Origin of the sequence: Phenylobacterium montanum (assembly GCF_018135625.1) — a bacterium.
Taxonomy (GTDB): domain Bacteria; phylum Pseudomonadota; class Alphaproteobacteria; order Caulobacterales; family Caulobacteraceae; genus Poindextera; species Poindextera montana.
Window position 1 is genome coordinate 2,883,334 of record NZ_CP073078.1, and the last position, 20,480, is coordinate 2,903,813.

18 protein-coding genes are annotated in these 20,480 nt (G+C 68.8%); 9 read left to right on the forward strand and 9 right to left on the reverse strand.

Features of this window, described 5'->3' with window-relative positions:
• Window positions 1-116 precede the first annotated feature (116 nt).
• Complete coding sequence (locus tag KCG34_RS26055; RefSeq protein ID WP_211936059.1) at window positions 117-1,325, reverse strand: OmpA family protein; 1,209 nt, start codon at window positions 1,323-1,325, stop codon at window positions 117-119.
• A 409-nt stretch (window positions 1,326-1,734) separates the two neighbouring features.
• On the opposite strand from KCG34_RS26055, the gene KCG34_RS12910 reads away from it, so the two are divergent.
• The 3 genes from KCG34_RS12910 to KCG34_RS12920 all read left to right on the forward strand — a co-directional run bounded on the left by KCG34_RS12910 (window position 1,735) and on the right by KCG34_RS12920 (window position 5,813).
• Entirely contained in the window at window positions 1,735-3,426 is a 1,692-nt protein-coding gene (locus tag KCG34_RS12910; RefSeq protein WP_211936060.1) for a lysine--tRNA ligase, read from the forward strand.
• Window positions 3,427-3,522: 96 nt separating this feature from the next.
• Window positions 3,523-3,987: a MerR family transcriptional regulator gene (locus KCG34_RS12915; RefSeq protein ID WP_211936061.1), complete on the forward strand. Its 465-nt coding sequence runs from the start codon at window positions 3,523-3,525 to the stop codon at window positions 3,985-3,987.
• 35 nt (window positions 3,988-4,022) lie between these two features.
• The gene (locus KCG34_RS12920; protein WP_211936062.1) at window positions 4,023-5,813 is read left to right on the forward strand and encodes an acyl-CoA dehydrogenase C-terminal domain-containing protein; all 1,791 of its coding nucleotides are present in this window, start codon (window positions 4,023-4,025) and stop codon (window positions 5,811-5,813) included.
• A 4-nt stretch (window positions 5,814-5,817) separates the two neighbouring features.
• Here KCG34_RS12920 and KCG34_RS12925 read toward each other — a convergent pair whose 3' ends face one another.
• Window positions 5,818-6,900, reverse strand: coding sequence for a zinc-binding dehydrogenase (locus KCG34_RS12925; RefSeq protein WP_211936063.1), 1,083 nt, complete (start codon window positions 6,898-6,900; stop codon window positions 5,818-5,820).
• A 181-nt stretch (window positions 6,901-7,081) separates the two neighbouring features.
• Between KCG34_RS12925 and KCG34_RS12930 the strand changes: the two genes are divergently transcribed.
• Entirely contained in the window at window positions 7,082-8,482 is a 1,401-nt protein-coding gene (locus tag KCG34_RS12930; protein ID WP_211936064.1) for an MFS transporter, read from the forward strand.
• A 6-nt stretch (window positions 8,483-8,488) separates the two neighbouring features.
• Here the strand turns inward: KCG34_RS12930 and KCG34_RS12935 are convergent, their stop codons facing one another.
• The 6 genes from KCG34_RS12935 to cpaB are packed head-to-tail and all read right to left on the reverse strand — an operon-like array spanning window position 8,489 to window position 15,262.
• Window positions 8,489-9,436 (reverse strand): type II secretion system F family protein, encoded by a 948-nt coding sequence (locus KCG34_RS12935; RefSeq protein WP_211936065.1) that lies wholly within the window; start codon window positions 9,434-9,436, stop codon window positions 8,489-8,491.
• 7 nt (window positions 9,437-9,443) lie between these two features.
• Entirely contained in the window at window positions 9,444-10,409 is a 966-nt protein-coding gene (locus KCG34_RS12940; RefSeq protein ID WP_249138014.1) for a type II secretion system F family protein, read from the reverse strand.
• Window positions 10,406-11,839 carry a TadA family conjugal transfer-associated ATPase gene (locus KCG34_RS12945; RefSeq protein WP_211936066.1) on the reverse strand — a complete coding sequence of 478 codons (1,434 nt, stop codon included), beginning with the start codon at window positions 11,837-11,839 and terminating at the stop codon, window positions 10,406-10,408. The genes KCG34_RS12940 and KCG34_RS12945 overlap by 4 nt, the downstream gene beginning before the upstream one ends.
• On the reverse strand, window positions 11,836-12,990 hold the full coding sequence (locus KCG34_RS12950) for a CpaE/TadZ family protein (protein WP_211936067.1): 1,155 nt from the start codon (window positions 12,988-12,990) through the stop codon (window positions 11,836-11,838). Before KCG34_RS12950 ends, KCG34_RS12945 begins: the two co-directional genes overlap by 4 nt.
• Window positions 12,991-13,016: 26 nt before the next feature.
• Window positions 13,017-14,354: a type II and III secretion system protein family protein gene (locus KCG34_RS12955; RefSeq protein ID WP_211936068.1), complete on the reverse strand. Its 1,338-nt coding sequence runs from the start codon at window positions 14,352-14,354 to the stop codon at window positions 13,017-13,019.
• A gap of 8 nt (window positions 14,355-14,362) precedes the next feature.
• Window positions 14,363-15,262: a Flp pilus assembly protein CpaB gene (cpaB, locus tag KCG34_RS12960; RefSeq protein WP_211936069.1), complete on the reverse strand. Its 900-nt coding sequence runs from the start codon at window positions 15,260-15,262 to the stop codon at window positions 14,363-14,365.
• Window positions 15,263-15,563: 301 nt separating this feature from the next.
• On the opposite strand from cpaB, the gene KCG34_RS12965 reads away from it, so the two are divergent.
• The 3 genes from KCG34_RS12965 (at window position 15,564) to KCG34_RS12975 (ending at window position 18,977) form a co-directional block, all read left to right on the forward strand.
• Complete coding sequence (locus tag KCG34_RS12965) at window positions 15,564-17,006, forward strand: pyridoxal phosphate-dependent decarboxylase family protein (RefSeq protein ID WP_211936070.1); 1,443 nt, start codon at window positions 15,564-15,566, stop codon at window positions 17,004-17,006.
• Entirely contained in the window at window positions 17,003-18,220 is a 1,218-nt protein-coding gene (locus KCG34_RS12970; RefSeq protein WP_211936071.1) for an ATP-grasp domain-containing protein, read from the forward strand. The genes KCG34_RS12965 and KCG34_RS12970 overlap by 4 nt, the downstream gene beginning before the upstream one ends.
• A gap of 70 nt (window positions 18,221-18,290) precedes the next feature.
• Complete coding sequence (locus KCG34_RS12975) at window positions 18,291-18,977, forward strand: SDR family NAD(P)-dependent oxidoreductase (RefSeq protein WP_211936072.1); 687 nt, start codon at window positions 18,291-18,293, stop codon at window positions 18,975-18,977.
• 18 nt (window positions 18,978-18,995) lie between these two features.
• On the opposite strand, the gene KCG34_RS12980 is transcribed toward KCG34_RS12975, so the two are convergent.
• Window positions 18,996-19,367: a cupin domain-containing protein gene (locus KCG34_RS12980; RefSeq protein ID WP_211936073.1), complete on the reverse strand. Its 372-nt coding sequence runs from the start codon at window positions 19,365-19,367 to the stop codon at window positions 18,996-18,998.
• A gap of 158 nt (window positions 19,368-19,525) precedes the next feature.
• Between KCG34_RS12980 and KCG34_RS12985 the strand changes: the two genes are divergently transcribed.
• Window positions 19,526-20,056 carry a dihydrofolate reductase family protein gene (locus KCG34_RS12985; RefSeq protein ID WP_211936074.1) on the forward strand — a complete coding sequence of 177 codons (531 nt, stop codon included), beginning with the start codon at window positions 19,526-19,528 and terminating at the stop codon, window positions 20,054-20,056.
• A 49-nt stretch (window positions 20,057-20,105) separates the two neighbouring features.
• Entirely contained in the window at window positions 20,106-20,471 is a 366-nt protein-coding gene (locus tag KCG34_RS12990; RefSeq protein ID WP_211936075.1) for a VOC family protein, read from the forward strand.
• Window positions 20,472-20,480: the final 9 nt, after the last annotated feature.

The following is a 20,480-nucleotide window of genomic DNA, read 5'->3' on the forward strand; positions in this document are numbered from 1 at the left end:
CGATCCTGCACTGCATACGATCTGCAGGCCGCCCGGGTTACGCCTGGACCATAAAAAAGAGCCCGGCCGAAGCCGGGCTCTCCAAGATAGGGCTCAAACCTCGTCGAGGTCTCGGATCAGAAGTTGATCGAGATCGTCGAACGGCGGTTCAGCGGCTCCTTGACGCCATCGGGCGTCTGGACGGCCAGGTCGGTCTTGCCCTTCCAGTCGACCGCCAGCACCGAGGCGGGGACGTTCAGACCCACCAGGGCGTCGGCGACCGCCTTGGCGCGGCGTTCCGACAGACGCAGGTTGTACTTCACGCCGCCCGAGGTGTCGGTGTGGCCGACCACCACGATGCGGGTCGCATGGCCGTCATTGGCGTACTGGGCCGCCTGCTGCACCACGGTCTGGGCTTCCGGCGTCAGCGCATACTGATCGAACGGGAAGTAGACCACGAACTCCTTGGCCACGAACGCCGGAGGCGGCGGGGGCGGCGGAGGCGGCGGCGGGGGAGGCGGCGGAGGCGGAGGCGGCGGAGGCGGCGGCGGGGGAGGCGGCGGGGGCGGCGGCGGGGGCGGCGAGGCGAACGCGTAGCGGATGCCGACCGTCACCGAGCTGTCGGTGTAGTGCGCAGACATGATGCCCGGGTTCAGCGTGCCGCCGCCGGGGGTGGTGTTGTAGAAGTGGTACTGGAGCGCGTTCGACCCGATGAAGCGATAGGTCAGGTCGAGGTTGACGCGGTCATTGTACTTGTAGGCCAGGCCGGCCAAGGCCTGGTAGGCCAACTCGGCGTCGACCGAGCGCGTACGCATGGTCTGGGTCGAGCCGGCGAACTCGCCGCGGGCGTTGATCTGGGTGGCGTTGAAGCCGACGCCGGCGCCAACGAAGGGCACCCAGGTCGAATCAGACGGCAGGATGTCGTAGATGGCGTTGACCATGCCGGTGTAGGTCTTGCCATGCGCGTCGGGCGCGCCGCAGGCGGGCGCCACCGACTCGGTGCTGCAGAGGCCATCCGGCTCGCCGTTGGCGACGCGGCTCTCATTGGTGGCGTGGATGCGGCCGTATTCGTCGTTGCGATAGCCGCCTTCCACTTCCAACCGCCAGTGCGGGTTGAAGCGGTAGCCGAGCCGCACGAAGCCGGCCCAGTCGTCCTTGGGATTGAACTGCCAGTTATAGTACTGGCCGTCGGGCGCGACGCCCGTACCCTTGTAGTCGCGATTGATGGGGAAGTGATAGCCGAGGTCGAGCGCCCCGTACCAGCCGGGTTGAGCCATCTGGGCGGACGCGCCCGTGGCGGCGAAGAGAGCGGCGATCGCCGCACCCGCCATAAGTCCGATCTTCATTTTCAAGAGCCCTCTCTTGGTCACTTGTTGCGGCCGCGGGGCGGCCTGAGCTTCTTATATCAACCCGGTGCAAGCGACGTGGTGTCGCACATGCAACACTCATCCGCTATTCGCGGGCGTTGAATCACGGTCCACCTATACCGCAAAGCCCTTTCCGCACAACCTTGCCGTTTCAGCGCGCAAGATATTTTGCCGTCTGTGGCGAACGCGTCCCAGGCGCATCCGGATCCGGCCGCAGGATCGCCAGCGCGGGGCTGAGGCGCTCCGCAGGCAGACGATCCCCGAAAGCTCAGCCATAGCCTCTGGTTGCGTGCTCAACGCGCACGGTCAAGCTTGGTTCCCCGGCCTTCGCCCAGAAAACCGCAGCCGGGGATTTGCCCCCGCGCGTGTGCGGCCTATACCGCCTGACATGATCCAAGGTCTGATCCCCCTCGCCCGCGACGCCCGCTCCTGGCCCTTCGAACAGGCGCGCCTTCTTCTGAACCGCCTCGTCCGCCTGCGCCTGGAAACGGACGCCGAGCGCGACCTCGCCGCGACCCTGTTCGCCGAGGGCCGCTATGCCGAGGCCGTCGCCACCCTACCCGCCCTGGGCCGTCCCGTGGTGCTGCAGGCTGGCTACGGCGCATCGGGCCTGCCGCACCTGGGCACCTTCGGCGAGGTGGCGCGGCCCACCATGGTGCGCAACGCCTTTCGCGCCTTGACCGGCGACGCCATCCCCACCCGTCTTCTGGTGGTCTCGGACGACATGGACGGCTTTCGCAAGATCCCGGACAATGTCCCCAATCGCCAAATGCTGGAGGAAGACCGGGACAAGCCGGTGACCAGCGTGCGGGACCCGTTTGGCGAGCACCCGAGCTTCGGCGACCACAACAACGCGAGGCTGCGAGCCTTTCTCGACGGCTTCGGCTTCGACTACGAATTCGTCTCGGCCACCGAATGCTACAAGACCGGCCGCTATGACGAGGTGCTGCTGCGCACGCTCGAGCGGTTCGATCAGGTGCAGGCGATCATGCTGCCGACGCTGGGGGAAGAACGGCGCGCCACCTACTCGCCCTTCCTGCCGATCAGCCCCAAATCGGGGCGTGTGCTGCAGGCGCCGACCCTGGAGCGGCATGTGGACCGCGGAACCATCGTCTTCGCGGACGAAGACGGCGCGCTCACCGAGGTCCCCGTGACCCGCGGCCACGTCAAGCTGCAGTGGCGGCCCGACTGGGCGGCGCGCTGGGTGGCCCTGGGCGTCGACTACGAGATGTCGGGCAAGGACCTTGTCGACTCGGTGCGCGTGTCCAACAAGGTCTGCAAGGTGCTGGGCGGCGAGCCGCCGGAGAGCTTCCACTACGAGCTCTTCATGGACGAGCACAATCAGAAGATATCCAAGTCCAAGGGCAATGGGCTGACCATGGAGGAGTGGCTGCGCTATGGCGCGCCCGAGAGCCTGGCCTACTACCTGTTCATGTCGCCGAAGTCGGCCAAGCGCCTGTATTTCGACGTGATCCCGAAGGCGGCGGACGAATATCTGCAGCAGCTCGACGCCTACAACCGTCCGCCGGCTGAAGGCGGCAACAATGCGCCGAACAAGCTCGACAATCCGGTCTGGCACGTCCACGCAGGCCAGCCGCCATCCAAGGGCTCGCCGGTCAGCTTCAGCCTGATGCTGAACCTGGTCTCGGCCGCCAACGCCTCGGACGCCGAGATCCTGTGGGGTTTCCTCTCGCGCTACATCCCCGGCGCGACGCCGCAAAGCGAACCGCTCCTGGACAAGCTGACCGGCTTCGCCCTCCACTACTACGAAGACTTCGTGCGCCCGAACAAGCGCTTCCGCGCCCCCGACGCGCGCGAGCGGGGCGCGATGGAGGACCTCGTGGCGCGGCTCAAGGCCCTGCCCGCGGGCTGCCAGGACGGCGAGGCGATCCAGAACGAGGTGTACGAGGCCGGCAAGGCGGGCGGGTTCGAGCCCCTGCGCCTGTGGTTCTCGGCGCTCTACGAGGTGCTGCTGGGCCAGCCGCAGGGCCCGCGCTTCGGCTCCTTCGCCGCCATATTCGGCCTGGACCGCACCATCGACCTGATCGAGCGGGCGTTGAGGGGCGAGGACCTGGCCTGATCCCTTTCCCCAAACGTTAGCCTTCCCTCGCGAAAGCTTACGTTGACGCTCGCGTCATCATCGCGTTAGGCTCGCGCAAAACGAGGGAGCCGAGCCATGCCGTCCGACTTGCGCCGTCCGGAACGCACCTTCTCCATCCGCCAGCTGTGCGTGGAGTTCAAAGTCACCCCGCGCGCCCTGCGCTTCTATGAGGACAAGGGCCTGCTGTCGCCCGGCCGCGACGGCATGAACCGGGTCTACAGCCACCGGGATCGCGCCCGCCTGGTTCTGATCCTGCGCGGCAAGCGCGTCGGCCTCAGCCTGGCCGAGATCCGCGACATCCTGGAACTCTACAAGGTCGACGAGAGCGGCGCCGCCCAGGCGGCCAAGTCGCTGAAGAAGTTCAAGGAACGCATCCTGGCTCTGGAGGCCCAGCGCGAGGACATCGACCACGCTATCGCCGAACTGCGCGTCGGGGTCGAGCGGATGGAGGCACAGTTGGCCAAGACCCGGCCCGACCTGCTGCCCCAGGCGGAAGACTACGACAGCAAGATGCGCGCGCGTCTCGACGGCGTGCACTAGACCCCGTCTTTTTCGAGACCCTTTGGAGTAGCCCCATGGCCTATCAGGCGCCCGTGCGCGACCAGATGTTCATCCTGCGCGACGTGCTGGAGATCGAGACCTACGCCAACCTGCCGGGCTTCGCCGACGCGTCGCTGGACACGGTCGAGCAGGTGCTGACCGAGGGCGCCAAGTTCTGCGAGGAGGTGCTGGCCCCGATCAACCGCAATGGCGACCTGGAGGGCTGCGTCTGGTCGCCGGACAATACGGTCAGGACGCCCAAGGGCTTCAAGGAGGCCTATGCGGCCATGGTCGAGGCCGGCTGGCCGGCCCTGGGCTCGGAGCCGGAATACGGCGGCCAGGGGCTGCCGCGGGTGGTCAACCTGGCCTATTCCGAAATGTCCTCCTCGGCCAACATGGCCTTTTCCATGTATCCCGGCCTGACGCACGGGGCCTATTCGGCGATCCTGGCCGGCGGGTCCGACGCGCAGAAGGACCTCTACCTGCCGAAGCTGGCCACCGGCCAGTGGGGCGGGACCATGAACCTGACAGAGCCGCAGTGCGGCACCGACCTGGGCCTCTTGCGCACCAAGGCGGTTCCTGAGGCCGATGGGACCTATCGCATCAGCGGCCAGAAGATCTGGATCAGCGGCGGCGAGCACGACCTGGCCGAGAACATCGTCCACCTGGTGCTGGCGCGGATCGAGGGCGCTCCGGCGGGCGTGCGCGGCATCTCGCTGTTCATCGTGCCCAAATACCTGCCGACCGCGGACGGCGGGGTTGGGCCGCGCAACGAGGGCGTCAAGTGCGCTGGCCTGGAGCACAAGATGGGCATCCACGGCAACGCCACCTGCGTCATGGCCTATGACGAGGCCAAGGGCTGGCTGATCGGCGAGGCCAACGCCGGCCTGAAGCTGATGTTCGTGATGATGAACGAGGCGCGGCTGGGTGTCGGCCTGCAGGGCCTGGCCCAGGCCGAGGCCGCCTATCAGGCCGCCGCCGCCTTCGCCAAGGACCGGCTGCAGGGCCGCTCGCTGTCGGGGCCGAAGAACGCCGAAGGTCCGGCCGATCCGATCCTGGTGCACCCGGACGTGCGCCGGATGCTGATGGATTCGAAAGCGATCCTGGAGGGCGGCCGCGCCTTCCTGCTGTGGGCCGGGCTGCAGGGCGACCTGCTGCACGCGCACCCAGATCCGGCGGTGCGAGAGAAGGCTTCGGACTACATGGGCCTGATGACCCCGGTGCTGAAGGCCTATTTCACCGACAAGGGCTTCAAGATCTGCTCCGACGCGATGCAGGTGCACGGCGGCTCGGGCTTCACCGAGCACTTTCCGGCCAGCCAGTACCTGCGCGACGTGCGCATCAGCCTGATCTACGAGGGCACCAACGGCGTCCAGGCCCTCGACCTGGTAGGCCGCAAGCTTGCGGCCAACGGCGGGCGGGCGGTGATGACCTTCTTCGCCGACGTCGACGCCTTCGTCGCCGAGCATGAGGACGAAGCGGACCTTGCGCCGTTCATCGAGGGGCTGAAGGGCGCCAAGGCCCAGTTGCAGGAGGCCACCATGTGGCTGATGCAGAACGGCCTGCAGAACCCGGAGAACGCCGGCGCGGCCTCGACCGACTATCTGCACCTGTTCGGCCTGACGGGCCTGGCCTGGATGTGGGCCAAGCTGGCCATCGCCGCCGACAAGCGGATCAAGGCCGGCGACGCCGATCCCTACTATGCGAGGAAGCTGGTCACCGGCCGCTATTTCCTGGAGCGCATCCTGCCCGAGGCCGGCGCCCACCTGGCCAAGCTGAAGACCGGCTCGGCCCTGGTGATGGCTTTGGACGCGGACGCGTTCTGAGCCCCTACCGCCCCGGCTCGACCACGATCTTGACCTGGGTTTCCGGATCGCCGAGGGCCTTGAAGGCGCCGGCGACCCCTTCCAGGCCCACCGCGTCGGTGATGACCGGCGCCACGTCGATGCGGCCCTCGGCGATGTCGGAGAGGGTGGCGGCGAACTCTTCGGGCGTGTAGCCGAGCACGAAGCGGAAATCGATCTGCTTGGCGATCGCCATGAACGGCTCCACCTGGTCGGTCTCCATGCAGACCCCTGCAACGATGATCTGCGAGCCGGTGGGCGCCGCGTCGATCAGCTTCTGCAGCATGCCGGGCACGCCGACGCACTCGAAGATGATCGCCCGCTTGACCGCCTGGCCGCCCATGCGGGCCATGGTCTGCTCCAAGCCGGTCGGCAGCACGCCGACATCGCGCCACTTGTCGTGCGGCGACTCCTTGGACGGATCGACGATCACGTCGGCGCCCATCTTCTCGGCCATGCGCCGGCGCGCCGGCGAGAAGTCGGCGGCGATGACCGGGCCATAGCCCCTGGCCTTCAGCGAGGCGATCACCGCCAAGCCCACCGGGCCGCAGCCCACCACCAGGGCCGCGCTCGGCTCGTCGATCGCCGCCTTGGCCACCGCGTGGGCGCCGACGGCGAAGGGCTCGGTCATGGCTGCCTGGCGGTCCGAAAGACCATTGGGAACCGGCAGCAGCATGGCCTCGGTCAGCAGCATGCGCTCTGCATAGCCGCCCGGGAACTCGTTGGAGTAGCCGACCGTGGTCGGCCCCGCCGCGCTCATCATCACCGGCATCGAGACCACCCGGGTCCCAGCCTTCAGCGCCTTTTCCGAACCCGGCCCGTGGTCGAGGATCTCGGCGCTGAACTCGTGGCCGAACACCACGTCCTTGGCCGCGTCGAGCCCGCCGGAAAGGCCCGGATTAGCGCGCCGGCCCATGTCGACCATGCGGTCGAGATGATGCAGGGCGTGCAGGTCCGAGCCGCAGATGCCGCAGCACAGGGTCTTGACCAGCACTTGGCCGGGGCCGGGCTCCAGCTCGGGTATTTCCTCGCAGACCAGGTTTCCGCGTCTGGCGACCACCGCTCGCATGTCGTCCTCCCATCCTCGTTTTTCCCAGCATCGGGCGCGCAAAAGCGCGTGGCAATGGCGCCGTAAGGGAAGGCGATGCGTTGGGGACAAAGCTTCACCGCCCCTTGAGGCCAAGTCGAATCTGGTCCGAAGTGGCGCGCCGCTTCGCCGGAGCCGTCCGCCGCCCCATGTCGCCTGCCCCATGACCGCCGAAACCACTGCGCCCGCGACCTGGCGCGAGCTGCTCAGCGGCGATCGGCTGCTGCGTTACGCCCTGATCTGCGCCGGCACCTGGCTGAATGCGGCCGACACCCTGATGACCGCCACCATCATGCCGAGCGTGGCGCGGGACATAGGCGGCTATGCCTGGTTCGGCTGGACGGTGGCCGGGTTCCTGCTGGGATCGATCCTGGCCGGGGCGACCGCCGGGCGGCTGTCGATGCGGGCGGGCCTGAGGCGCGCCCTGGTGCTGGGCGGATCGACCTACGCCCTGGGCTGCCTGATCAGCGCCATCGCGCCCGGCATCGTGGTGTTCCTGGCCGGGCGGATGATGCAGGGCGTCGGCGGCGGCTGGATCGCGGGCCTGGGCTATGTGGCGGTGACCCGCCTGTTCCCCGAGCGGCTGTGGACCCGGGCCTTGGGCGGGCTTTCGGGGATCTGGGGCGTGGCCACCCTGATGAGCCCCCTGATCGGCGGCCTGTTCGCCCAGGCCGGCTTCTGGCGCGGGGCCTTCTGGCTGTTCGGCGGCCAGAGCCTGATCTATGTCGCCGCCGTCGCCTTGCTGATCGAGCGCGACCGGCCGCGCGGGACGGGCGAGACCACGCCGCCGCCCCTGCTGCAGGTTACGGTGCTGGGTGGCGGAATCGTCGCCGTCGCCAGCGCCGGCCTGACCGCCAGCACCGCGCTCGCGAGCCTGCTCGGTCTCGCCGGCCTGGGCCTCATGGCCCTGTTCCTGCGGATCGACCGCAACGCGCCTTCGGCCTTGCTGCCGCGTTCCGCGGGCGACCCGGGCAGTCCGCTGGGCTCCGGTCTCGCCGTCGTCTTCTGCCTGTCCGCCGCCAGCGTCAGTTACACCGTCTATGGCCCGGCCATGTTCCAGGCTCTCCATGGCGCCAGCCCGGTCGTCGCCGGCTACGTCCTGGGCTGCGAGGCCTTCGCCTGGACAGCGGCGGCCCTGCTCGTCGCCTCCAGCCACCGGGCGGGCGCGGCGATCCGCGTCGGCGCGGTGCTGGTCACCGCAAGCATCGCCCTGCTCGCCTTCGCCGTGCCCCGCTGGGGCCTGATCGCCAGTGCGGCCTGCGGCGCCGGCCAGGGGGCGGGCTTCGGCCTCTGTTGGTCGTTCATCGCCAGCCGGGTGACGGCGGTGGCCGGCGAAGGCGAGCAGGCCCTGGCTTCATCCTCCGTGCCGACGACCCAGATGATCGGCACGGCGGCAGGGGCGGCGGCGGCGGGCGCGGTCGCCAACCTGTTCGGCTTCGGCGCGGGCATCACACCCGAGCGGGCCCTGACCGGCGGCTTCTGGCTGTTTGCGGGCTTTGCCCCACTGGCCATCCTGGGCTGCCTCGCCGCATGGCGGTTCACGCGGGAGGCGGCCAAGGCCTGACCGGCCTCAGTGCCCGTGCATGGTCTGCGAGACGCGATAGACCGCCGGGAGGATCAGCACGCCCAGCAAGCACGGGAAGATGAACAGGATCAGGGGCACGATCAGCTTGGCCGGCAGCGCCATGGCCTTCTCCTCGGCCCGCAGCATGCGCTTGGCGCGCATGTCGTCGGAGAAGATGCGCAGGGTTTCGCCCAGGCTGGTGCCCATCTCCTCGGCCTGGCGCAGCATGGTGGCCATGACCCGGGCCTCGTCTATGCCCAGCCGGTCGGCGAAGCTGGCCCAGGCCTCCTTGCGCGAGCGGCCGGCGCGCAACTCGAGGGTGAGGAAGATCATGTTCTCGGCCAGGTTCGGATAGCGCCGCTCCAGCTCCTCGGTCACCCGGGTGACGCCGGCGTCGAGGCTGAGGCCGGCCTCCACAGCAGCGACCAGGAGGTCGAGCATGTCGGGGAAGCCGTCGCGGTATTCCTGCTGCCGCTTGCCCCTGCGCATGCCGAGATAGTGTTCGGGCCCCAAGAGGGCGATGAGGGTCAGCCCACCGCAGGTGACCGCGCTCATCACCGGCGGCGCCCCGTGCAGGAACCAGGGGGCCACGGTCAGGGACAACACCGCCGCAGCGATCAGGGCGGCGAAGCGGACGCCCAGATAGACCGCCACCGCCTCGCGGCTGGGAAAGCCGGCATGAATCAGCTTCTGGCGCGTGACCGAGACCTGAGAGGGGTCCTGGATGGCGATGCGGCCGCCGATGCGGGTCAGGCCGCCCATCACCCCGGCGGCGAGGCCGCTGGCGGGGGCCTTGCCGCGGGCGCCGGCGGCGGGCGCCTCGGAGAGGCGCGCTCGCACCTTGGCGCCGGCGCGCAACTCGACGGTCACGGCGACGGCCGCGGCCCCAAGGGCGGCCAGAACCATCAGGCCGGCGATCAGGACGACAGTGGGATTGGCGGCTGCGAGGTCCATGGGCGTCTCAGATCTTCATCGAGATCATGCGGTTCATCACCAGGTTGCCGAGGAACATCCAGCCCCCCAGCACCGACAGGCCGACCTGGATCGGCTTCTTGTGGATCACGTCGCCATAGAAGTGCGGGGCCATGACCAGAAGGATGGCGAAGACGAAGAACGGCGCCGAGGTCAGGATCATGGCCGAGGTGCGCCCCTCGGACGAGGCGGCCTTGATCTTCATCCGCATCTTCTGCCGCTCGCGCACGGTGTGGGCGTTCATCTTCAGCAGCCCCACGAGGTTGCCGCCGGCCCGCTCCTGCAGGCGAATGGTGGCGGCGAAGAGGTCGAAGTCCGGGTGGCGGCAGCGATCGGCCATGCGCGCCACCGCCTGCTCCAGCGTGGCGCCGAAGGAGATCTCGTCGGCGGCCATGCCGAACTCCGAGCCGATCGGATCGCCCAGCTCGCGGCCCACCAGCGAGATGGCGGTGGGCACCGGGTGGCCGGCCTCCAGGCTGCGGCAGATGATCTCCAGCGCATTGGGCAGCTGCTGGCCCAGGGCCTTGGCCCGCATGCCGGCGCGGACGTTGAGATAGGCGAAGGGCGCGCCGAGCCCGCCCGCCAGGGCGCCGAGGAGCGCCGCGACCGGGCTGTGGCCCAGCATCAAGCCCAGGAAGGCGCCGCCGATCGCCAGGCCGGCCCCGATCACGGCCCAGCGGCGCGGGTCATAGGCCACGCCGGAGCGCACGATCAGGTCCGCCAGCCAGGCGAGGGGCAAGCCTTGCCGGCCCTCGGCGTTCAGGCCACGCTGCTTCCTGAGCTCGACCACGCGGTCGGCCACGTTCTGGATCTTCTCCGCCACGACCAGACGCTTGTTGACCACCCGCTTGGCCTGGGCCTGGGTCAGGACGCCCCAGATCGCCTGGCCGGCCGAGAATACGGCCCCGAACAGGAGGATGAAGAAGACCAGCTGGGCGGGATCGGCGGGGATCACGTCAACGCCTTGCCGGGGTCGAAGTTGGCGGTGTCGTACTTGATCCCTCTGCGCAGCATCTCGTCGAGGCAGCGGGGCCGAAGGCCAGAGGCGCGGAACTCGCCATGCACATTGCCGTCGGCGTCGGTGTGGGTGCGATGGAAGGCGAAGATCTCCTGCATCTGCACCACATTGCCTTCCATGCCGGTGATCTCGGTGATCGAGGTCACCTTCCGCTTGCCGTCGGACAGGCGCATGGCCTGGACGATCAGGCCCACGGCGGAGGCGATCTGGCCGCGAATGGATTCGGCCGGCAGCTTCATGCCCGACATGGCCACCATCTGCTCCAGGCGGGTGATGGCGTCGCGGGGGGTGTTGGCGTGGATGGTGGCCATCGAGCCTTCGTGGCCGGTGTTCATGGCCTGGAGCATGTCGAAGGCCTCCTCGCCGCGCACCTCTCCCAGGATCACCCGGTCGGGACGCATGCGCAGGGCGTTCTTGACCAGCTCGCGCTGGCGGATCTCGCCCTTGCCCTCGATGTTCGGCGGACGGGTCTCCATGCGCACCACGTGTGGCTGCTGCATCTGCAGCTCGGCCGCATCCTCGATGGTGATCACCCGTTCCTTCTCGCCGATGGCCTTGGAGAGGGCGTTCAAGAGCGTGGTCTTGCCCGAGCCGGTGCCGCCGGAGATGACGGTCGAGGTGCGCGCCTTCACGGCGCCGTGCAGGAATTCGGCGGCGCAGGCCGGCATGGCCCCGAACTGGACCAGGCGGTCGAGGTCGAACGGCTTCTTGGAGAACTTGCGGATCGAGACCACCGCCCCGTCGAGGGTGATGGGGGCGATGGCGGCGTTGACCCGGCTGCCGTCCGCCAGGCGCGCATCGACCATGGGCGAGGATTCGTCGATCCGCCTGCCGACACCGGAGACGATGCGATTGACGATCCGCAACAGGTGGTCGTTGTCGCGGAAGCGGACGCCGGACAGTTCCAGTTCACCTCGCCGCTCGACATAGACCTGGAACGGGCCGTTGATCAGGATGTCGGCGATGCTGTCGTCGCCCAGCAGGGGCTCGATCGGGCCAAGGCCGACCATCTCGTCGAACACCGAGGCGCCCAGGGCGTCGAGTTCGTTGGTGTTCAGGGCCAGGCGCTCGGTCTTGGCGAAGTCGGCCACGAGGTTTCGGACCTCGCGCCGCATCTGCCCGTCCTCGAGCTTGTCCAGCTTGGAGAGGTCCAGTTCGTCGATCAGTTTCGAGTGCAGCTTGAGGCGCACGTCCAGCATGCTGTCGCTGGGCGGCGGAGTCTGGGCGTTGCGCACCACCGGCGGGGTCGGCGGCGGCTGGGGCGCCGGCGTAGCGAGCGGCTGGGACGTCAGCGTGCTGGCCGGATGCTCCGGCGCTGCGGGCTGGGCGGGGGCGGCCGGGGTGTGGCGGAAGCTGAACCGGCTCATCGGGAGGCCTTGCTGCGCTGTTCGGGCTCGACTTCGACGGGTGCGAGGAAGTCCACGAGGGCGATCACGTCCTTGACGATCTTGGAGCGTGGCCGGTGCTGGCTGATGGCGCCGCCCAGATTGACCGAGCAGGCGGCGGCCTCCCAATCCGAGGTGATGGCGCCGTCGACCTTGCGGCCAAGGGCCTTCTCCGCCTCGGCGCGCGAGGGCGCAGGACCGAACACCCGGGCGGCCATGCGGTTCAGCACAATACGCGGGCGTCGGCCCGAGGGCAGCTCGGCTTCGACCTCGGAAGTCAGGGCGCGGGCGGAAAGCAGCGCCGGCACGGTCAGCTCGGAGACCAGGATCACCTCGTCCGAACCGGCCAGGACGTCGGCGGTCCAGGGCTGGCGATGCCGCGGCAGGTCGATCAGGATGAAGTCATAGACCTCGCAGGCTACTTCCAGCAGGCGGCAGACCGCGGCGGGGGTGACCTTGGAAAAGCCGTGCGGATCGCGCGGGGCGGCGAACAGGTCGAAGCCTGCGCCCGAGGGCAGGCCAAAGGCCTCCAGCACCGCCGCGTCGATGCGCTCGGGCGTGGCCGCGGCCTCGGCCAGGCGCATGTTGCCCGGCACGCCCAGATAGGCGCTGGCCGCCCCGTCGGCGAGGTTGAGATCGAACAGCGCCACCCGGCCGGCGTTGCGGGCCGCCAGGCCGCAGGCCAGCTCGATGGCCAGGGTGGTGCCGCCGGAGCCGCCCACCGCCCCCATCACGCTCCAGCAGCGCGATTGGTGCGTCGGCGTAGGCGCGGCCACCGAAACATTGAGCAGCGGCGCGGCGGCCCGGGCCAGCTCGATCGCCGACAGCGGCCACGAGAGCACGTCGCTGCGCTCCAGCCGGAACAGAGCCCGGGCCAGGGCGGCGGGCAGATGCTCGCCCAGGAAGATCGCTGCGGGCGGGCGGCGCCAGGCGGCCATCCCCTCGACCAGCCGGGCCAGGGCGCCCGGATCGGCGGCCTGGGTCTCGATCAGCACCAGGTCCAGGGTCTCGGGCGCGATGGACGGCGCAACCAGGGCGGCGGCGTCCAGGCTTTCGACGGCGGCGCCGGGAAAGGCCTGTGCGGCCAGGGAACCGAGGGCCTGGCCCACGGTCAGGATACGAGACTTGGACAAGAGGGGGGCGCTCATGAGCTGTGCACTCAGGGAATCTGGGGCAGGGTCTTGTGGGACTTGCTGGGCTTTTCGGTGATGCCGGCCAGGATCAGGTCGATGGCGCTCGGCTCATCCGCCGACTTCAGAGGATCGGGCAGGTCGTCGAGGTGATCCACCGGCGCGATCAGGTGCGGGGTGACGATGATGACGAGCTCGGTCTGCTGGTGCTGCCAGTTGCTGGAGCGGAACAGGGTCCCCAGCACTGGCAGGTCGGCCAGGCCCGGAACCTGGCTCACTGCGTCGGAATAACCCTGCTGGAACAGGCCGGCGATGGCGAAGCTCTGGCCGTCTCGCAACTCGACCACGGTGGCCGCGCGGCTGACGGTCAGGCCCGGCAGGGTGAAGTTGTCGATGCGGATCGAGTGGGACTGGTCGAGCTGGCTGACTTCGGGGGCGACCTTCAGTTTGATCTGGCCGTTGTCCTGCAGATAGGGCGTGACGTTCAGCTTCACCCCGAATTGGCGGAACTCGATGGTCACCTGGTTCAGCGCCTGGGGCACCGGATAGGGGAACTCGCCACCAGCCAGGAAGCTGGCCTCCTCGCCGGACATGGCGACCAGGTTCGGCTTGGCCAGGGTGCGCACCACCCCCTTCTGCTCCAGGGCCTGCAGCGTCAGGTCGACCTGGGTGGAGCCGACATTGGTGCCGATGCTCAAGGCTCCGGCCGGGTTGAGGCCGCTTACCAGGCCCGTGCCGGTGCTGAAATTGATGCCGTGGGCGGGGCTCTGAGCCGAGATGTTGAAACCCATGTCCTTGAGCGAGGTGCGGCTGGCCTCGATGACCCGGACATCGACGCGGATCTGCTTGGCCGCCAGCACCTGGACCTCGTTGGTCACGGCCTTGGGGGCGTAGCGCTCGGCGATGGCGCCGGCGCGTTCGGCGACCTGCATGGTCGAGGCGACGCCCCTGAGCAGCACGCCGTCGGCGAAGCTGGCCACCTCGATATGCTCGCCCGGCAGGGCCTGGTTCAGATCGGCTTGCAGGGCGGCGACGTCATGGCCGATACGCACGTCGATCACCTGGGCCAGGTGGTGCTGGCGGTCGTAGATCAGAAGATTGGTGGCCCCGATCGCCTTGCCCCGGATGTAGAAGCTGCGGTCCGTGGTGGCCACCAGCTGCAGCATGTCCGGCTGGGCGACCACGATCTGGCTGACCGGATAGTCCAGGCGGAAGCCGGCGGACTTGTCCTTGGCCACGAACACGCTGCGCGGGCTCTCCTGGCTGTCGATCGCGCCTTCGGTGGCGGCGCGGGCGGCGGGAGCCGCGAGCGCCAGGAGGGCGCAGCCGGCGGCGATGGCCGCAGAGCGGCCGAAAAGGTGGATCATTGGGCGCATCAAAATCCCGCTCCGGCCTTGTCGAAGGCCACGGACTGCTTGGTGGCGACCTCGCCCTGAACGACGGTCACGGTGGCCTGGACGGGTTCGGTCGGCTTGGAGGCGGCGCGCTTGCCGGCCGGCTTGCCCGAGCCTGAGATGGTCGGAGCCTCGCCGCCGATCAGGGCCTTGACCGGTGCCATGGCCTGCTCGCCGGTGCGGCGCAGGGCCAGGGACAATGAGCCGGTCTGCGCCGCCAGGGCCAAGCGCACGGCATCCTGGGCGCTGACCTCCAGCGTCGAGGTGCGGGCCACCACCGCCTGGGTCGTAGTCGGGTTGGCGTTCTGATCGACGCCCAGCACCCGCACGTCCTGCAGCACCACCTCGGAGGCGATGCGGCGGGTGGCGGGCGACGAATTGGTCCCGGCGGGGGTGACGTCGCGGGTCAGCACCACATCCACCCGGTCGCCCGGCATGACGTGGCCGCCGCCGCCGGAGACGTCGGTCACGCCGATGGTGTAGGCGCGCATGTTGGGATCAATCAGGGCGGCCAGGGTCTGGCGCTCGCCGGGACCGGTGATCTTGCCCGGCAGGATCGGATCCTGGGGCGCGAAGTCGGCCAGGGCCAGGGGCACGCCGCCCGGCTGGCCCATCAGATCATTGACCGAGGCGAAGGCTCCAGGAGGCGCGGTGGCGGCCGGCAACTTGATCACCTTCAGATAACGGGCGTCGAGCTTGGAGCCATAGGAGATCGGGACAGAAGCCACGACCACGGAGACGCCGTCGCTGACGGCAGGCTTGATCGCTGCGGGGCTCTGGGCGTGAGCCGGATGGGGCGGCATCCAGATGCGAGCGACGAAGACCGCGCCGACCGCAAACACCGCCGAGGCTCCCAGACTGATGATGGTGGCGGACCGCATGGCGCTCCAAAGGGCAAAGCCGATGTTGAGGCTAAAGGCTGTCGCACCCCCATTGAGGCGCCTTTAAGAACTAACCTAAACGACGATGAACCACGTCGCTCAACCGACAGGCATTGTTGAGGAATCCAATTTTTCGGGAAATCGGCTGGGGCTTTGACCAGGGCCGCTCTTGAGGCTACAGCCGCGGCGTGTAGCCGCGGCAAAGCTCGTTATTCCTTAAACGGCGATTAACCGCACCCACCGCCTCTGGAGTCCGACACAGGTAAGGGTCTAGATGACCTCGTCGAGCCGGGAGCCCCCTTTGACCACCAGCCTGGACCCCGATGACTGGGACGCTGTGCGGGCCGAGGGCCATCGCATGCTGGACGACATGCTGGACCACCTGCAGGGCCTGCGCGGCCAGCCGGTATGGAGGCCGATTCCGCAAGCCGTGCGGGACAGCTTCCACGAGCCGCCTCCCGCAGGGCCGACGCCGCTGGGCGACATCCACCGGGACTTCCTGACCCGGATTCTGCCCTATGGCAGCGGCAATCTGCACCCCGGTTTCATGGGCTGGGTACAGGGTGCGGGCACCCCCTATGGCATGCTGGCCGAGATGCTGGCGGCGGGGCTGAACGCCAATCTCGGCGGGCGCGACCATGTGCCGATCGCGGTCGAGCGCGAAGTGGCCGGGTGGATGCGCGACCTGATGGGCTTTCCGGGAACCGCGGGCGGACAATTCGTCACAGGCGCCTCGATGGCCAATTTCATCGGCGTGATCCTCGCTCGCACCCGCGCCCTGGGCGCGGCGTCACGCCGCAGCGGCCTGCAGGCCAGACCCGAGCGTCTGACGGCCTATGCCTCGCCAGGCGCCCATGCCTGCGTCGCGCGGGCGATGGAGATGGCCGGGCTGGGCACCGACCATCTGCGCCTCGTCGACGTGGACGAGGATCACCGGGTCGATCCCCGCGCCATGGCCGAGGCGATCTCACGCGACCGGGCGCGGGGCCTGACCCCGTTCCTGATCGTCGGCAACGCCGGGACGGTGGACGTGGGCGCAGTCGACCCCCTGGACGCCCTGGCCGAGCTCGCCGCAGCCGAGGGCTGTTGGTTCCACGTAGACGGGGCCTATGGCGCCCTGGGGGTCGTAGCCCCGACTGTCGCGCCCATGCTGAGGGGGATCGAGCGGGCCGACTCGGTCGCCTTCGACTTCCACAAGTGGGGCCAGGTCCCCTATGACGCCGGCTTCATCCTCGTGCGCGACGAGGCTGAGAGCTACGCCGCCTTCAGCCAGGTCCCCGCCTACCTGTCGCGGGAGAGCCGCGGTCTGGCCGCCGGCGCCTGGTGGCCCTGCGACACCGGGCCGGACCTGTCGCGCGGCTTTCGCGCGCTGAAGACCTGGTTCACGCTGCGGGCGGTGGGCGCCAACGCCCTGGGCGAGATGATCGACCGCAGTTGCGCCCTGGCGCGCGAACTTGGGGACATGGTCGCCGCCGAGCCCGAGCTGGAACTGCTGGCCCCAGTGCAACTGAACATCGTCTGCTTCCGCTATCGCTGCGCCGAGCCCGACCGGGTCAACCCGCACATCGTCGCCGACCTGCAGGAGGCGGGCCTGGTGGCGCCGTCCCTGACCCGGGTCAACGGCCACGCCGCGATCCGCGCCGCCCTGTTCAACCACCGCACGGAGCGAAGCGACATCGAAACCCTGGTCGCCCAGGTGCTGGAGTTCGGCCGCCAGGCCGTGCAGGCGGAGGCCGCCGAGTGAGCGCCCATCCTCTCGACCCCGCCGCCCCCGACGCCTCGATCGGACTGACCGCCCTGGCGCGCATGGCCTTCGAGGGCGTGGACCAGCAGCCCCTGTTCGCCCGCCTGATCGAGCGCGCCGAGGGCGGCGACGCCGTCGCGCTGATGGACCTGGCGACCATGCTGCTCTTGAACAGCCAGACCGAGAACGGGCTGAATGTGCAGGCCCAGGCCCTGGCCGCCCAGCGCATCTATCGACGGCCCTCGCCTGTGGCCGGAGGCTCGCCCCTTCGCGTGCTGGCGATCATGACCGCCGGGGACATGATGGCCAACACGCCGCTGGACTTCCTGCTGGCCGGAGCCGACGCCGAGCTGATCAGCCTCTATGTCGACGCTTCTGGCGCCCTGCCCGATCCCCTGCCCGGGCACGATATCGCCTTCCTGGCCATCGGCGAATCCGAGGCTAACCAGCCGGTGCTGCGGGCGCTCGCCCCGCGCCTCGCCGCCTGGCCGAAACCGCTCCTGAACGCCGACGCCCTGAAGATCGCCAGCTTGACCCGCGACGGCGCCTGCGCCCTGCTGGAGGGCGCCGAGGGCCTAGTCGCCCCTGCCGCGGCGCGGCTGGACCGGTCGCAGATGCAGGCTCTCGCCGACGGCGCCCTGGCGCCCGCGGACGTGCTGCCCGGAGCCGCCTGGCCGCTGATCGCCCGGCCGATCGGCTCGCACGCCGGGACCGGCCTGCTCAAGCTGGACGCGGCCACCGCCGTGGCCGCCTATCTGGCCGAGCAACCGGCCGAACGGTTCTACCTTTCGCCGTTCATCGACTATTCGGGGCCGGACAGCCTGTTCCGCAAACATCGGATCGTGGTGATCGAGGGCCGGCCGTTCGTCTGCCACATGGCGGTCTCGCCGCGATGGATGGTGCATTACCTGAACGCCGACATGCTGGAGAACGCCAGGAACCGTGAGGAAGAGGCGCGCTTCTTCGCCGAGTTCGACGCCTTCGCCGCCCGCCATGCGGCGGCGTTCCAGGCCCTGCACCAGCGCCTGGGCCTCGACTATTTCGGCATAGACAGCGGCGAGACCGCGGACGGGCGGCTCTTGGTGTTCGAGGTCGATGTGGCCATGATCGTGCACGACATGGATCCGCCGGATCTGTTCCCCTACAAGAAGCCGCAGATGCGGAAGGTGTTCGACGCCTTCCAGGCGATGCTGAAGCGGCGGGCGGCGGTTTAGACTTCGCCCCTTCCGTCGACCCGGCGGCGTCCCCAAATGCACAGGAAACCGGCCGAAAGCAGGATCCCCCATGTCCAAGACCATCGTCGTCATCGGGTTCGGGCCTGGGGTTTCCAACAGCGTCGCCGAAAAGTTCGGCGCCGAGGGCTTTTCCGTGGCCTTGGTCGCGCGCAACGCAGAGCGCCTGGCCGCGGGCGTCGCGGCGCTGAAGGCCCGGGGCGTCGCTGCGGCCGCCTTCCCCGCCGACGCCGGCGATCCCCTTGCCCTGCGCGCGACGATCCGGGCCGCGCAGGCCGAACTCGGGCCCATCAGCGCCTTGCATTGGAACGCCTATGGCGGGGAGCCGATCGATCTCGCGACCACCGATCCGGCGAAGATCGCCCGGGTGTTCGACATCCCCATCATCGGCCTGTTGTCCGCCGTGCAGGAGGCGCTGGAGGACCTGAAGGCGGCCGGCGACGGCGCCGTCCTGATCACCAATGGCGCGTTCGGCGACATCACCCCGATGATGGACCGCTTCGCCACCAGCCTGAACGCGGTCGGTCTCGCCCTGGGCAACGCGGCAAAGGACAAGCTGGCCGGCCTTTTGGCCGAGCGGCTAAAGGGCGAGGGCGTGCATGTGGCCGAGGTGATCATCGGCGGCGGGGTCAAGGGCACGGCCACGGCCGGCGACCAGGGAATCGACCCGGCCGACATCGCCGAGGCCTTCTGGCGGCTCTACCAGGGCCGGAGCGAAATTCGCGCCCGGGTGCCGTAGGGGCGCGGCTGGCCGCGCTCAGTTCTCCTTCTGTAGCTCCACCACCATCACCTCGATCGGCTTGTCGCCGACATTGACGTCCTGGTGCAGGGTCCCCGGCGGGTTGGAGGGCAGCCAGTAGGCGTGGCCGGTCTGCCATTCGTGCGTCTCGCGCGCGCCGCTCTGCTCGAGGATCTGCATGGTCCCGCCGGTGAGGGCGATGATCACCCGCGGGTGCTCGTGCCGGTGAAAGGGCAAGGGATCGTGGGGTAGAACCAAGGATTTCCAGACCTTGACCTCGGCATTGTCGAACTGCGGCTCGCGCCCGGTCTTGCCGGCGGTCTGGGCGGCCGCGAACCCGGCGGCGAAGGCGGCTGCGAGCAGGCCCGCAGTGATGATGAACCGTTTCAAGGCTTCCCTCCCTGGCGCGCAGGCATTGTCCGGCGGCGCCGGGCACGGTCAACGAACAGTTTTGACCGCTCGCAAAGGGGGGGCGATTGCGCCCGGCCTCGCTTCCGCGTCACGCCGGCTCGCGCTATTCCGTGAAGCCTGGGATGGAGATTTGCGGCATGGCCAAGCTCTTCGTCGGGATGAACCAGTCCCTGGACGGCTATGTCGACCATCAGGAATTCACGCCGGACACCCCGCTGTTTCGCCACTTCTGCGATCTGGTGCGCGGCTTGGCCGGCAGCGTCTACGGCCGGCGCCTGTACGAGGTGATGCGGTATTGGGACGAGGACCGCCCCGAGTGGGGGGCGGACGAACGCGACTTCGCGGCGGCATGGCGGGGGCATCCGAAGTGGGTCGTGTCGCGTACGTTGAAGTCTGTCGGCCCCAACGCCACACTGGTCGCGGCTGACGTCGAGGCGGTGATCCGTAGGCTGAAGGCTGAGCTCGTCGGGGAGATTGAAGTCGGCGGGCCCGACCTGGCGCATAGCCTGGGCGAGCTTGGTCTCATCGACGAGTACCGCCTCTACCTCCGCCCAGTCGTGCTGGGTCGCGGCAAGCCCTTCTTCGCCGGCGCCCGGCCGCCGTTACGCCTTGTAGCCAACGATCTGGTCGGCGAGGACGCAATCAGACTGACCTACGTTCCCGTCTGATCGCGCACCGCGCCGATGACTTGTTCATGTCCGCAGTAGGAATGCGCCCATGCCTGGTTGGTACTCGAGGCCCGTCCTGGCCGTTCGGCACACACCCCTTGCGCTAGAGTTCTACAAAGAGAAGCTCGGCTTCCAAGAGGACTGGCGCCATGAGGAAGAGGGGCGCCTCCGGATCGTCCAGGTCTCGCGTGCCGGATGCGAGTTGATCCTTTCCGACCAGTGGCCTGAGGACGCAGGCTGGGGGCGGATATTTATTTCTCTCGACGCCGAAGATTTTGATTTTCTCGTTGCAGACTTGCTCGCGCGAGGCGTCCGGTTGCAGGCTGGCTATTGGGGCTACGATCTGACGGTCGTGAAGGACCCCGACGGGAACAGTCTCTGGTTCCCGCACCCCTCCAGCCCGATCAAAGGGTAGGTCTGCAAA

Excerpts from the sequence above, each read along its gene's own strand:
- KCG34_RS12920 (WP_211936062.1), top strand. The coding sequence starts at position 4,023 with ATGGCCTATCAGGCGCCCGTGCGCGACCAGATGTTCATCCTGCGCGAC.
- KCG34_RS12975 (WP_211936072.1), top strand. The coding sequence starts at position 18,291 with ATGTCCAAGACCATCGTCGTCATCGGGTTCGGGCCTGGGGTTTCCAAC.
- KCG34_RS12985 (WP_211936074.1), top strand. The coding sequence starts at position 19,526 with ATGGCCAAGCTCTTCGTCGGGATGAACCAGTCCCTGGACGGCTATGTC.
- KCG34_RS12915 (WP_211936061.1), top strand. The coding sequence starts at position 3,523 with ATGCCGTCCGACTTGCGCCGTCCGGAACGCACCTTCTCCATCCGCCAG.
- KCG34_RS26055 (WP_211936059.1), bottom strand. The coding sequence starts at position 1,325 with ATGAAGATCGGACTTATGGCGGGTGCGGCGATCGCCGCTCTCTTCGCC.
- KCG34_RS12925 (WP_211936063.1), bottom strand. The coding sequence starts at position 6,900 with ATGCGAGCGGTGGTCGCCAGACGCGGAAACCTGGTCTGCGAGGAAATA.
- cpaB (WP_211936069.1), bottom strand. The coding sequence starts at position 15,262 with ATGCGGTCCGCCACCATCATCAGTCTGGGAGCCTCGGCGGTGTTTGCG.
- KCG34_RS12955 (WP_211936068.1), bottom strand. The coding sequence starts at position 14,354 with ATGATCCACCTTTTCGGCCGCTCTGCGGCCATCGCCGCCGGCTGCGCC.
- KCG34_RS12935 (WP_211936065.1), bottom strand. The coding sequence starts at position 9,436 with ATGGACCTCGCAGCCGCCAATCCCACTGTCGTCCTGATCGCCGGCCTG.
- KCG34_RS12945 (WP_211936066.1), bottom strand. The coding sequence starts at position 11,839 with ATGAGCCGGTTCAGCTTCCGCCACACCCCGGCCGCCCCCGCCCAGCCC.
- KCG34_RS12990 (WP_211936075.1), top strand. The coding sequence starts at position 20,106 with ATGCCTGGTTGGTACTCGAGGCCCGTCCTGGCCGTTCGGCACACACCC.
- KCG34_RS12910 (WP_211936060.1), top strand. The coding sequence starts at position 1,735 with ATGATCCAAGGTCTGATCCCCCTCGCCCGCGACGCCCGCTCCTGGCCC.
- KCG34_RS12930 (WP_211936064.1), top strand. The coding sequence starts at position 7,082 with ATGACCGCCGAAACCACTGCGCCCGCGACCTGGCGCGAGCTGCTCAGC.